Raw genomic sequence first — 13,170 nt, 5'->3', positions numbered from 1 at the left:
GACTATGGATTGGAAAGGTACTTTGAACAACCAGCAGGATTTGCAGGGGATTCATCAAGTTCCAGCGACGCCGTTTGCTGGTTATGCGATAGGGATTATTGCGGTGGATTTGAAGTATCCGAAACTGCCGGGAAATGTAGCCAATGCCACCACTTTTTCGTTTCCAGTTTTGTATGAAGTGGTAGAGTTTGAGATTGAACAGCTTTTTGCTGGAGCTGGTGAGATTGAAGAGCAAATAATTGCGGCGGCAAAGAAATTAGAAAGTCGTGGTGTTCGGGCGATCGTAGGGGCTTGCGGTTATTTTGGTCATTTCCAACAGGTGGTAGCCGATACAGTGGATATTCCGGTATTTTTATCTAGTATCAGCCAGATCCCTTTGATCAAGCTGAGCTTGAAAAAAACTCAGAAAATTTTGACGCTGGTAGCCAGTGGCGAAGATATTACGCCGGAATTTTTCCAGCAATCTGGCGCTGACTTAGCTGACTGTGTGATTTGCGAAATTGGTTCTTTGGAAAGCTTCGCGCCGATTCGCTGGGGGAAAACGAAGTTGGACAATCAACGATTAACCGATGATTTAGTTGCTACCGTCAAACAGCAGTTGGCGGAAAATCCAGCGATTGGTGCGGTGTTGCTGGAATGCAGCGACCTGCCGCCATATGCTTGTGCGATTCAGCAGGCGACAGGGTTAGCAGTATTTGATTTCATTACCTTGATTAATTGGGTGTATACGGCGGTAGTTCAGCGACCTTATTATGGACATTTTTAGAACAAAGAAACGGACTCGCAGTTGAGTCCGTTTTTTAGGTCGTTCTTCCTTGAATCAATTTCACCGGCAAAACATAATGCTGTTCCAGTTTTTTGTCGGGATGGGTAATGCGTTGAATCAGCAAATCCACTAATAAATCAGCAAAATCAGAAATCGGCTGAGCGATTGTGGAGAGCTGCGGGAAATAATTTTGGACAAATTTGGTGCCATCATAGCCAATCAGCTTCAAATCATCTGGAATCGAAATCTGCATTTCCTGGCAAATGTTGTAAACCAAAATAGCGGTTAGATCGTCGGTACAAAAAAGACTGTCCAAATCTTCGTTTTCCAGTATCCGTTTAATTTCCAAAGTTTTTAAAGCCATCGAGCTGGCGCGGGAGTCAATAGTGAACACGCGGGGCTCCAGCAGTTTTTCCTGCAGCAGTTTTTCGTAGCCTTCCAACCGGCCATTAGTTGGCGAATTTGATTTCAGACTACCAGTGAGAATACCAATTTTACGACAGCCCCGTAAATAGAGATTCTCTGCGGCTAAATAACCGCCGCGATAGTTATCACTACCGATGATAGGGATACTTTCTGACAAATAACGGTCAAAGGAAACAATCGGCAGGCCGATGTCTTCGTATTCCTTAATCCCTAAATTGTGGGCACCGGCGATAATACCATCCACTCGGTTGGCGGACAGCATGTTGATATAGGCCCGTTCCTTTTCTTTGTTGTTGGCACTGTTGCAAAGAATCGTCTTGTAGCCTTGCTCAAATAAGGTGGCCTCTAGCTTATCCACTAACTCACCAAAAAAAGGATTGGAAACTGTTGGGAAAATGAGCCCAATCAGCTGGGTATTTTTTCCTTGCAGCGAACGGGCCAGTGAATTAGGCTGATAATTCAATTCCTTCATGGCCGCGTGGACCTTATCAATCGTTTTTTGGCTAAGGGAGCCGTAATTGTTAATGACGCGCGAAACGGTAGTGGGGGAAACACCGGCTTTTTTGGCGACATCGGTTAATTTGATTGCCATTGTTTGTGCTCCTTATTTGTTTTTCATTTTGCGCAAACGCCAATAGCTGCCGGAATAGGTTCCATTACTTCCTTCAATAAACAGGCCAGTTTCACCTTCTTGTGGGAATACCCGAGCAGTTGCTACTTTTTGACCATCATTGATAAAGATTTCGCAGACGGAATGATCTACGAAGATGCGTAAATTAAGAGCCTGCTGCTTTTCGATAGAAAAACTGCGAGTGGTTCCATATCCTTCAGCAAAGCTGATCCCGGCGTTTGAGCGATCTACCTTAATCATACCATTTTTTGCATCAAAATCGATCACCAATGAGTGATTCAATTCCTTGTCGGCAAACAGGTGCAGCTTGCCTTGACTATCCGCGGAAAGATCTAACATGATTTCGTAACTATTGTCTGTTTCTTCAAGTAAAGGAGCAGCTTGCGGACTTAATGTTCCAGCTAAAGCTTGCTCCTCTTGGCGCAACTCAGCTTGTTCTGCTACGGGTACTTGGTACAACTGACCATTTTTCAGCTTCAGTTCTTTGATGATACTTAAGCAATGTGCCCAACCTTCTTGGTCACTAGGGTATTCAATTTCCGGCAAGCCGATCCAGCTGACTGCCAAAGCACGACCATCGGGAGCATTAAAGGCTTGGGTGGCATAGACATCGAAGCCTTCGTCGAGATTTTGCAGCTGGCTTGGATTTGTTAAGGCCAACTGTTCAGTGTCGAAAGTATCAGCCGTAATATAAGTATTCGGATAAATATTTTGATAGGGATTGAGTTTTGAATCTAAACCTTGCGGACAAAATAGTAAAACCGGCGTACCATCAATAAACACTAAGTTAGGGCATTCTACCATAAAGCCCATTGATTGATCGGTAAAGTTCAGCTCACCTTTAAATTCAAGAGCTTCCAGACTTTCTCCAGCATAAGCCAAAACTACACCTTCTAAGTTTTCTCTTTGAGCACCGATCAACACCCAGTAGTCGCCGCCATAAGTAAAGACTTGTGGATCCCGGAATTCATGAGTATATCCCTTTGGTGGTGTGGGGATAAATGGTTGATCAGACTTAGTAATTTCTCCTTGCTGGTTCATGTAAGCCAGCATCTGGTAAGATTGTCGCTGCCAGTTTTCGTCCCGAACATTTCCGGTATAAGCCAATACTAACTCGTCATCTACCACAATGCCTGAACCAGAGTAGACGCCGTGGCTGTCATAGGAAGAATCTGGTAGAAGGGCAAAACCCTCTGGCTGCCAGTCTATTAAATTTTCTGAAGTTAGTTGATACCAGGATTTGACGCCATGAACTGCCCCCATTGGGTAGGCTTGATAGAACAAATACCATTTCCCATTAAAATAGGAAAAGCCGTTGGGATCATTCAGCAAACCGCTTTCTGGCTGAATATGATAATTCAAATGCCATGGTGAGTTGCGAACTGTCTTGATTAATTGTTTTTGATATTGTTGGTCCCATTGATGGTAAGGCGTGTAGCGCAATTCATCGGTCCATTCTTTAATAGTATTCATTAGTAATTTCCCCTTTTTAGAAAACGTATTCCTCGCTATAAAGATACTGTACAAATCAATAAATGTCAAACGTATATCATTTGGTGTTAGTCTTATAATATAGGTATATAAATGGTTGTTAAGGGAGAAAAAGATTGATTTTTGATTAACGTTTGACAATGTAAGGAGACGGTTGTATGATGAAGATGAAAAAGCGTTTATGCGGAGTAGCGGGTTTAGAACCTATCAATTTCAGCAAGTCGGCCGTTTTTATAGCTGAAATTTCTGTTAATTACTGCTATCATGAATAAAAGAATCTCTAAAAAGAGTGAGGGAGCGATAACATGGTATATGGATCAATCGAAGCAGGCGGAACGAAATTTGTCTGTGCAATCGGCGATGGAGATTTTAATATTAAGGAACGGGTGAGTTTTCCCACCACGACGCCAGAAGAAACGATGAAGCTGGTAATTGAGTTCTTCAAAAAATATCAAAATGAATTGGAAAGTATCGGGATCGGGTCCTTTGGTCCAATTGATATTCACCGTGACTCACCTACGTACGGTTATATTACTTCTACACCAAAATTGGCTTGGCAAAACTATGATTTTGTTGGGACCTTAAAAGAAGTTTTTGATGTACCGATGGCTTGGACGACTGACGTGAACGCGGCTTGTTATGGCGAATACATCGCTGGGGCAGGTCAAGGATTCTCTAGCGTGGTTTACTATACAGTCGGCACAGGTATTGGCGGCGGAGCGTTGCAGGATGGTGTATTTGTGGAAGGCTTTAGTCATCCGGAAATGGGCCACATGCTGGTGCGCAATCATCCAGACGATTCCTTTGAAGGCAACTGCCCATTCCATAAAACTTGCTTGGAAGGGATGGCAGCTGGACCAGCCATCGAAAAACGGGCAGGCAAAAAAGGCCAAGAATTAGCCGAAGACGATCCAAACTGGGATATCGAAGCCTATTATTTGGCGCAATGTGCCTACAACACGACATTGATGCTTTCACCGGACAAAATCATTTTGGGCGGCGGTGTAATGAAGCAAAAACAATTGCTGGGCAAAGTCTATAAGGCTTTCGATGAATTAATGAACGGTTACGTGAAAACACCCAAATTGGAAGAATACATTGTGACACCAGAACTAGGTGATAATGCTGGAACGATCGGCTGTCTAGCTTTAGCAAGAGACAGCAAATTACATTCTTAAGAATACTAGGTCAATGGGCGTTGTGAATAGCAGCGTCTATTGGCTTTTGTTTTAAAAAAAGGAGGCAAATTAATGGATAAAGAACGCGTAATTCAAGATGAAAAAGAAGTGGTTTTTACCGAGTTCACTCATGAGCTTGGTTACCAAATCGCTCAACGAATTATTGAAAAGGTGCAGGAAAGAAAACTAAAGCCGGTGGGTGTGCGGATTCTTTTAGATGATTTAGTGATTTTTCAGTACCTGATGGACGGCAAAAATGAGAGCAACTGGCTGAAACGGAAGGAGAAAACCGTTTTAGAAAGTGGTCACTCTTCCCTTTACGTATTTTTCCATCAAGATGAATACAGTGAGTGGATTGATGATGAGCGGTACGCGGTTTGCGGCGGAGGTTTTCCGCTTATTATTGATGGTAAAGTTCGTGGAGCGATTTGTGTTTCCGGCTTGAAGCATGATGAGGATCATGAATTATTGACAGAGACAGTAAGTGAGTTTATTTAACTAAATGAAGTACTTATCCCCTGGAAAAGTTAACGCGACTTTTTCAGGGGATATTTATTTGTTTAAAAAGCATATTCACAAATTCTTCAATAAAAATCCACAGCCTAAGGGAAAACTTCCGCTACTATTTTAGACAGAAGTGACGGACAGGAACGTGGAAAGGGAGTTGGGCAATGAGAGTCTTAATAATTGAGGATAATATCGAGCTAGCCAATACGGTAAAGACGGGACTGGAACGGGAGAACATTTCGGTGGATGCGGCCTATACCGGAGCGGTTGGTGAAGAGAAGGCCTTTGTGAATTTGTATGATGCGATTTTATTGGATTTGAATTTGCCAGACAAGGATGGCTTGGCGATCTTGAATTTTTTGCGGGAATCGGCGGTGGAGACGCCAATTATTATTATCACCGCCCGGGATGAAATTCAGGAGCGGGCGAAGGGCTTGGATTTTGGAGCGGATGATTATCTGGTAAAACCCTTTGAGCTGCTGGAGCTGACGGCGCGGCTGAGGGCGATTATTCGCCGGTTTCATGGGCGGACGACACCCCAGATTACGGTTGGTGAGCTGGTGGTGAATCCGGTGTGTCGTCAGGTGATGTATGGCGCTGAATCGATTGAACTGAAGCCGAAGGAATTTGATATTTTGCTGTGTATTGCGGAGAATTATCCGGCGATTGTTTCGGTGGCGAAGATTGCGGAGCTGGTTTATGACGAAGATTTTGATCCGTTTTCTTCAGTGCTGCGGGTGCATATGGCTCGTTTGAAAAAGAAGCTGGCTGACACGGCGGGAAAAGAATTGTTGAAAAATATTCGGGCGAAGGGGTATCAATTATGCGATTGAATTTTAAGATGACCTTGGCGATGCTGGCCTTTTCCTTATTAGTAACCGGTGTTTTGATTGTCAGCTTTGTTTTGATGCGCAGCAATATTTTGCAAATGAATGTCGCGAGTTCTTTAGGCGACACTTTTTTGGTGCAAAATATTCAACAGGCCAATGTAGAAGTTTCTTCGGCGGCTGATTTTGATATCATGGGTCAGGCGGTCTCCAGTGAAACGCTGGATAATTTGTATATGAATGAGTATTTTAAATATTTGCCGACGGTGGCTTTGGTGGTTTGCAGCATTATTCTGCTGCTGACCTTTTTGTTGTGGGCAGTGTTGAAACGGATTTATCAAGGACAGGTGTTGGCGATTACCCATGATCTAAATTTTATTGAGCAGCTGAGTACCGGCAGCGTCAAGGACGAAGCTGTCTCCAGTGCTTTCGTTAATTTGAAACAGAAATTTGATGGGCATCTCAGTGATTACAAGCGCTTGAACAGTTATTTGACTCATGAGCAAAAAAATGCGATTGCGATTTTACGTACTAATCTTGAGCTGGAGGCGGCGGAATCTGCCAATCTTCAGGTATTGGATCGGCTGACTGACAGCATCGATGATATTTTAACCTTATCCAATAATCAAGGAGATCTGACGGATGAGCTGGTGGACGTGGCGATGATTGGGGCCGAAGTCTGTGATTTGTACAAAAAGAATTATCCGCAGCTGGATTTTAATTTTGATGAGGAACAGCCAGCGTTGATTTACGGCAAGGATCGTTGGATTTATCGGGCAATCTCGAATCTGGTGGATAATGCGATTAAGTACGGGGAAGGAAAACCGATTCATGTCTCAGTAGAGAATCAAAAAGGCAGTATTTTGTTAAAGGTGGCAGATCAAGGTTCGGGCATTCCGCAAAAAAGGCAGTCGGAAATTTTTTCTCATCGTTATCGGATTCAAGGTCTGAAGCAGGATGGCTACGGGATTGGACTGTCGGTGGTAATGCATGTCTGCAGTCTTTGTCAGGGCTTTGTTTATTTGGAAAGTGAAGAACAGCAGGGGTCAACCTTCTATTTGACTTTTCCTAGTGTGGAGTAGTTAACACAGAGTTAACAATTGGTTTGCTAGTATACAGAAGTGGAGGAGAAAAAGTGAGGATCATCATCAAACATGCTTGGCTAAATCTAAAACGCAATACAGGAAATGATCTGTTGATTGGTTTACTTTTCTTTTTCTTTCTGATGGGCTTCTTTTTCCTGCTGCAGGTGTACACTGCAACGGATTACTCGCTGGCAGAATTGAAAAAGCAGACGGATACCATTGTAAAGATTGAGCCGGATTATCAGGCGGACAAGCATGCAGCAAATTTGAAAGAAGCGGATTATCAAGCGTTGAAGCAGTTGCCTTATGTCAAAAAGAGTCACCTGTCAGGTTATGCGGCAGTAGTGATCGACAATCTTGATCCAGCAAATTTTCTTGAGACCCAAGGAACGATCACTTACTCGGATTCAACCATTGTCAGTTCGGCGGATGACGCACGAACAGGATTGACTGTTCTAGATGACGTGTCCTTGGATAAGTTTTTCGGTGAAGGAGCTGGAGATGAACTTGAGGGGACATTACCGCTGGAACAGGGAACCTGTCTAGTGACAAAAGAATTTGCCGAGGCTTATCACTTAAAGCTTGAGGATGTGTTGACTATCGGCGATAAAAAGCTGAAAATCGTCGGCATTGTAGATTCAGCAGAGGAAAGCCAGCAAGAGATATTCGGCGGACTTTTTGTAAATTTAGCAACCTTCGAGTACTTGGATGAAGCTGCTGAAGAATCATTCTTAACATTGACGCTGCAATTGAATCAGTCGAAACATGTAGCTGACTTACGTCAAGACTTGAAGCAAATGTCGGCCTTTAATAATTATCAACTGCAAAGCGGGCAGCTTTTCATACAGGGGTTTGAAACCTTCAGCAACCGCAACGAATTCTGGTTGAATGGAACGCTGGTAGGTGGATTGGTTACCTTGTTCTTGATGGGGGCAGGTTATTGGCCGCTCTTCAAGCAGCGGCGATCGGATACTTACGCGCTGCGCTTAATGGGAATTCGGCCGAAGTATTTGGTTTCCAGCAATTTGTTGGAGGTCTCGCTGATTGCCATGATTAGTTGGTTTTTAGCGATTGCCGCAGCCAGCTTTTTCAGCGGAGCAGTGGTGCAAAAATGGATGGATCGTTTGGCCCAAGCTAGTGGGGAACATTTTCCTTTGCTTGACTTGAAGCAGGCTGTGATTAATAAAGCACAGCTGCATCAGTTAGTGTTGGCAAGCAGTGAAGCTAAGCTGATGCTGGGGGTTTATCTAGCGAGTTTTCTACTATTAATTACAATCTTAACGAATCGTCTGTTGTATGTTTTTGGCCATTATTCTTTCCGTTTAGGGAGGTATTCAAAGAAATGAGACGACTAGTTGTAGAAAATGTCAGCTATGAAAAGAACAAGCCAAGGATCGGGATTATCAATCAAGCTTCGGCCAAATTTCTGCCAGGGAAGGTCTACCATATTTTAGGCGGACCACAGTCAGGGAAAAGTACGCTCTTATCATTAATGGCAGGCCTTGAAGTGGTCACATCTGGCGCGATTTATTTTGACGAATCCGATTTGGCTACAATCGATCGGGAAGCTTATCGAGCTGAAAATGTATTGTGCCTGTTTGAAAGCGGGAATTTGGTGAATGACACACCGCTTGCGAATTTGGAGCTTGCGGCACTATTGGCAGGACAACCTGTGAAAAGCAGTGAGCTGAAGGGGATTCTTTTGGCAACCGGTCTTACACCCAAGCAAATCAAGACATCGATCACTAAGCTTTCAAAAAAAGAGCAGCAGCTGGTACACTACGCCAAGATTATGGCTAGTGGATCAAAACTGGTGTTAATCGATGAGCCGGAGCAGGTTTTTTCGGAATGGCTGGAGACAGAACTGCTGCAAAAGCTGACTGATTTTTGTCGTAAAAAAGAAAAATGCCTGATTATGGCTTCGCAAGGAAAACAAACAATCAAATTTGCTGATGAACTCTGGGGGTTGAATGGTGGAAAACTATTATTTATCAAAGAACAGCAAATTGATTAGCACGTAAACACTGTTCTTTGATCGAAAGGACATAAAATATGAGTTATTGGAATCGAGCATGGTACAGTGTCAGCCGTCGCAAAGGCAAATCGTTGATTCTTTTTGCCGTGATTTTTGTTTTAGGAAATGTCATCGCCGGCGCTATCGCCATTCAGCAATCCACCGGAAACGTCGAGAAAAAAATGAAGCAGCAGCTAGGGGCAACCGTCACTGCTGAAGTTGATTTCGATAAGCTGATGGAAGAGAGTGATTCGATGGCCGCGATGCAGGCACCTGATCCCTTGAAGGAAGAGACGGTCAAAGAAATTGGCAAATCTCGGTATGTAAAGGACTACGACTACAGCTATTCCGGCTATTTAACCTTAGGTGATTTTAAAAGCTATCAGCTTGAGGAGAATAACAATAGTTCAGTTAGTGTCAACGGCAGTATGAATGTACTGACACTGAAGGGCACCAATAAAACGGAGCCGGCTGATTTCAGCAATAAAAAAATCAAATTGGTAGATGGCAAGATGCCGTCTAAGGAAGAGTTAGACAGCGGTCAGCCAGTGGCGGTCATCTCAAAAAAAGTTGCCGATGAAAATGGCTTAAGTGTCGGAGATCAAATGGTTTTAGATACAACTGTGGTTTCACAAAAGGAGGACGGCAGCACAGAATCTCAAGAAGCGTTGAAACATTCGGTAAAAATTGTCGGCTTGTTTGAACCAGTCAAGTTGGAGGAAAAGAAAGAAGACGGCAAAGGCGGTGGAATTGAGCAGCAGTTTATGGAAATGGACCAATTCAATACGGTTTATATGTCCAATAAATTGGTTCAATCGATTAACCAGGCGGAGTTTGAAAAAGGCAAAGAGCTGGATCCAGCAGCTTTTGAGGATGCCGACAACTCAGACCGAATCACGCCGATTTACAACTTGAAATCGCCAGATGATGTGGACGCCTTCAAGGAAGAAATGAGCGCTTTACTGCCGGAGGGCTATAAAGCGACTGCTTCGACTGATGAATTTGATAAAGTTGGGGGCAGTGTGAAGAAGCTGTCCACCATCTCGGGGTATGTAGTTGTTTTGGCCATCGCGGCTTCCTTGTTGATTATTTCGTTAGTTGTGGTGCTCTTTTTACGAGATCGCAAGCACGAATGGGGCATTTATTTATCGCTAGGTGAAAAGCGCCAGCGGATTATGAAGCAGGTCGTTTTGGAATTAGTGCTGATCAGCTTAGTTGCTATGTGTTTATCCTTGGTGACCGGTAATCTTTTAGGAAAAATGATTTCGGAAGCGCTAGTCTCCAGTGACGCGTTAGTCGAGGCGAAAAATTCTGCCAGCCAGATGATGGTATTTGGCGGCCAAAGCTTAGGACCAACGTTGACAACCGATGATGTAATCAGCAATTATGAAGTCACCTTCTCTCTTAGCTACATTGTAACGTTCCTGATTGCTGGGATTGCCACCGTACTTTTTGCAGCCGTTTTACCGCTGACGTATGTGATGCGCTTGAATCCCAAGAAGATTATGATGTAGGAGGAGAATACCATGACTATTTTACAAGCCAAAAACGTCAGCTACTTTTATCAAGATGGAGATCAAAAACGGATCATCTTAAAGGATACCTCCATCAACTTTGAACAAGGTCAGTTTTACACCATCTTAGGAGAATCAGGTTCCGGCAAAACGACCTTTTTGTCACTGATCAGTGCTTTAGATGAACCAAAGGAAGGGCAAATTCTGTATCGCGATCAAAATATTCGCAGTATCGGCTATGAAGAATACCGACGCGACGACATCAGCATTATTTTCCAGAATTACAATTTGGTGCCTTATTTGACGGCCTTGGAAAATGTGCTGGTGGCCATGAACATTACCGATAACACTCTGCCGAAGGAACAAAAGGCAGTTGCCTATAATCTGTTGGACTACATCGGCATTACCAAAACCAAAGCTGATCGTTTGGTAACTCAGCTTTCTGGTGGGGAGCAGCAGCGGGTAGCGATTGCCCGGGCGCTGTCGACGAATGTGGATATCATTTTAGCCGATGAGCCCACCGGGAATTTGGACGAGGAGATGGAACAGGAAATTGTCGATATTTTTCGAGATTTGGCCTTCACCCACAACAAGTGTGTGATCGTGGTGACTCACTCCAAGGAAATTGCCAAGCAATCGGATAAAACCTTCTATTTAAAACAAGGCGAGCTGGTTGCATATGAGTGATTTTTTATCGAATTTCAACAAAGACAATTATAAAAAAGAGCGTGAGGAACCGCCAGTCAAAAGACAACCAGCTGAACAGCCTGAGGAGAAATCCCTTGAACCGGAGCCAGCGGTTGAAGTATCTGAAACGCAACGAACCGAAAGTCGTCGGCAAAAAACGGAGCTCACCGAAGTGGATGAAAGCTACCAAGGCAAGCAGAAACGGAAAAAACGTTTGATTATCATAGGCGTGATGGCTTTAGTGTTTCTAAGCTTGGTGGTTTATTATCAAATGAGCCATGTAAAAATGCCGAATTTCACTGATAAAGAATTGTCGGAGGCGCGGGTCTGGGCGACGGAAAATAAGCTGCAAGTGGAGACAGAACAGGAGTATTCACTGGATAAAGCAGCCAATACTGTCTTAAAGCAGTCTGTCAAAGCCGGCAACCGAGTGAAAAAGGGCGATACGATTCGCTTAACCAGCAGTAAAGGTCCGGATCCTGATCAACAAATCAAACTGCCGGATTTTTCTGCTATGAGTAAACAGGAAGCGGAAAATTGGATTGAGGAAAACAAAGCCACCAATCTTTCCTTAATCGAAGAGTATAGTGATGAAGTCGAAAAAGGCAAACAGCTGCGCTTTGAAATTGCCAATGCTGAAGTTACCCAGCAGAACTATCGTCGCAAAGATGCGGCGAAGGTTTTCTATTCAAAAGGTAAAGAGACCTACAAAAAGGATATTACCGTTCCTGACTTTGGGCGAAAAAACCGCAGCGAAGTTGAAACATGGGCCCGCAACAACGAGATCGCCATGACTTATGAGGAAGCTACCTCCAACGATATTCCGGCTGATAGTGTGATTTCCCAAAACATTGCAGCCAATGAGAAAGTTGCCAAGAAGGATGCCATGACAGTGGTGGTTTCTTTAGGCAAAGGTTTTACGATTCCGAACTTTGCTGACTATACCTTGGAGGATGCTGCGAACGCAGTAGATGGCGTGCAAGTTCAGGCCAAGGGTGTCTATACTAACGATCTGCCTTATGGTCAGCTAGTCTCCCAAAGTGTGGCAGCAGGTACAGTGTTAAATGCCAAGGATGAGCTGAAGGTTCAGGTACTTTATTCCTTGGGACAACCGTACTTAAAGGATTTAAGAGGCAATACCCTTGAAGGGGATTTGCAGAAATACTTTTATGATGAGTTTCAGTCTAAAGGTGCCAATATCAATTATGTGATTCGCCACGTTGATTCCGATCAACCTAAAGGTACGGTGGTAGGTATGAGTACTCATAGTGTCTATTTGCCGCTGGAGCATACAGTGTCGATTGATATCAGCTTAGGTAATTTAGGCTCCGCTCCTAACAGCTTCCCCAATAATCAGCAGCAGGGAACTGGCGGCGGCAGTGATGATCCACAAAATATGGAATAATGATAAGAACTGTAGACTTTCGGGTCTGCAGTTTTTTAATTTTATAGTCAAATAATGGCGGTTTTATGGAATTATCCGTATGTAAATAATCAATTTTTTTAATTTGCATAAGGAATTCCCAATGAAAGAGAGGTTTTTGTCTTTTTCGTGTTTTTCTCCTGTGTTAGTGGAAAATTTTAGTTATAATGAAAGAAAAAGAGGGAGGCAGTCTTTGGGGAATAAATATAATGTTTTTGAGAAGTTAGTCAGTTCAGTTATTGATGTGTTGCTGGGCCTTTTGATTATTGTTGTTTTGGTAGTCATGGGGGAAGCGATCTTTACGATTATCACCCATGTTATCCCGTTGGCGACGATGGAGGAGCTGTCAGTTTTAATCGAAGAAGTGGCCACCTTATTCATTTTGCTGGAAATTATTTTGATGCTGCTGCGTTACGTGAAGGAAGGGCATCACATTCCGGTTCGCTATTTAATTTTAATCAGTATTACGGCTATTTTGCGGGAGCTGCTTTTAGCGCAAGGGGACGGTGTCGAGTCCTTGTTCTTATCAATTGCCATTTTAGTTTTGGTTTTAGTTTTAGTTTTGCTGGAAAAGATAAAAGCCTTCCACAAATCCGGAGAAGAGGAATTGTAAAAGGCTAA

13 protein-coding genes are annotated in these 13,170 nt (G+C 43.5%); 11 read left to right on the top strand and 2 right to left on the bottom strand.

Annotation, left to right across the window (positions count from 1 at the left end; translation table 11 throughout):
* Positions 1-4: 4 nt before the first annotated feature.
* Positions 5-766 (top strand): aspartate/glutamate racemase family protein, encoded by a 762-nt coding sequence (locus JZO70_RS03320; protein ID WP_207672110.1) that lies wholly within the window; start codon positions 5-7, stop codon positions 764-766.
* A 34-nt stretch (positions 767-800) separates the two neighbouring features.
* Here the strand turns inward: JZO70_RS03320 and JZO70_RS03315 are convergent, their stop codons facing one another.
* The gene (locus JZO70_RS03315; protein ID WP_207672109.1) at positions 801-1,784 is read right to left on the bottom strand and encodes a LacI family DNA-binding transcriptional regulator; all 984 of its coding nucleotides are present in this window, start codon (positions 1,782-1,784) and stop codon (positions 801-803) included.
* Positions 1,785-1,796: 12 nt separating this feature from the next.
* Positions 1,797-3,296 carry a sucrose-6-phosphate hydrolase gene (locus tag JZO70_RS03310; RefSeq protein ID WP_207672108.1) on the bottom strand — a complete coding sequence of 500 codons (1,500 nt, stop codon included), beginning with the start codon at positions 3,294-3,296 and terminating at the stop codon, positions 1,797-1,799.
* 323 nt (positions 3,297-3,619) lie between these two features.
* Between JZO70_RS03310 and scrK the strand changes: the two genes are divergently transcribed.
* The 10 genes from scrK (at position 3,620) to JZO70_RS03260 (ending at position 13,162) form a co-directional block, all read left to right on the top strand.
* A complete protein-coding gene (gene scrK, locus JZO70_RS03305) occupies positions 3,620-4,492 on the top strand; it encodes a fructokinase ScrK (RefSeq protein ID WP_207672107.1) in 873 nt (290 codons plus the stop codon).
* 72 nt (positions 4,493-4,564) lie between these two features.
* Complete coding sequence (locus JZO70_RS03300; protein ID WP_207672106.1) at positions 4,565-4,990, top strand: heme-binding protein; 426 nt, start codon at positions 4,565-4,567, stop codon at positions 4,988-4,990.
* Positions 4,991-5,163: 173 nt separating this feature from the next.
* Complete coding sequence (locus JZO70_RS03295) at positions 5,164-5,832, top strand: response regulator transcription factor (RefSeq protein ID WP_207672105.1); 669 nt, start codon at positions 5,164-5,166, stop codon at positions 5,830-5,832.
* The gene (locus tag JZO70_RS03290) at positions 5,823-6,908 is read left to right on the top strand and encodes a sensor histidine kinase (protein ID WP_207672104.1); all 1,086 of its coding nucleotides are present in this window, start codon (positions 5,823-5,825) and stop codon (positions 6,906-6,908) included. Before JZO70_RS03295 ends, JZO70_RS03290 begins: the two co-directional genes overlap by 10 nt.
* Before the next feature lie 53 nt (positions 6,909-6,961).
* Positions 6,962-8,257, top strand: a complete 1,296-nt coding sequence (locus tag JZO70_RS03285) for an ABC transporter permease (protein ID WP_207672103.1) — start codon at positions 6,962-6,964, stop codon at positions 8,255-8,257.
* On the top strand, positions 8,254-8,925 hold the full coding sequence (locus JZO70_RS03280) for an ATP-binding cassette domain-containing protein (protein WP_207672102.1): 672 nt from the start codon (positions 8,254-8,256) through the stop codon (positions 8,923-8,925). The genes JZO70_RS03285 and JZO70_RS03280 overlap by 4 nt, the downstream gene beginning before the upstream one ends.
* A gap of 38 nt (positions 8,926-8,963) precedes the next feature.
* Positions 8,964-10,439 (top strand): ABC transporter permease, encoded by a 1,476-nt coding sequence (locus JZO70_RS03275; protein WP_207672101.1) that lies wholly within the window; start codon positions 8,964-8,966, stop codon positions 10,437-10,439.
* Between the two features lie 12 nt (positions 10,440-10,451).
* Positions 10,452-11,126: an ABC transporter ATP-binding protein gene (locus JZO70_RS03270; RefSeq protein ID WP_207672100.1), complete on the top strand. Its 675-nt coding sequence runs from the start codon at positions 10,452-10,454 to the stop codon at positions 11,124-11,126.
* Positions 11,119-12,531: a PASTA domain-containing protein gene (locus JZO70_RS03265; RefSeq protein ID WP_207672099.1), complete on the top strand. Its 1,413-nt coding sequence runs from the start codon at positions 11,119-11,121 to the stop codon at positions 12,529-12,531. The genes JZO70_RS03270 and JZO70_RS03265 overlap by 8 nt, the downstream gene beginning before the upstream one ends.
* A gap of 211 nt (positions 12,532-12,742) precedes the next feature.
* Positions 12,743-13,162: a phosphate-starvation-inducible PsiE family protein gene (locus JZO70_RS03260; RefSeq protein WP_430748883.1), complete on the top strand. Its 420-nt coding sequence runs from the start codon at positions 12,743-12,745 to the stop codon at positions 13,160-13,162.
* The last annotated feature ends 8 nt before the right edge of the window (positions 13,163-13,170 follow it).

This window comes from Candidatus Enterococcus moelleringii (genome assembly GCF_017377575.1).
GTDB lineage: Bacteria > Bacillota > Bacilli > Lactobacillales > Enterococcaceae > Enterococcus_A > Enterococcus_A moelleringii.
Note: the sequence above shows the minus strand (reverse complement) of the source record. Positions and strands in the feature narration are given on the sequence as shown.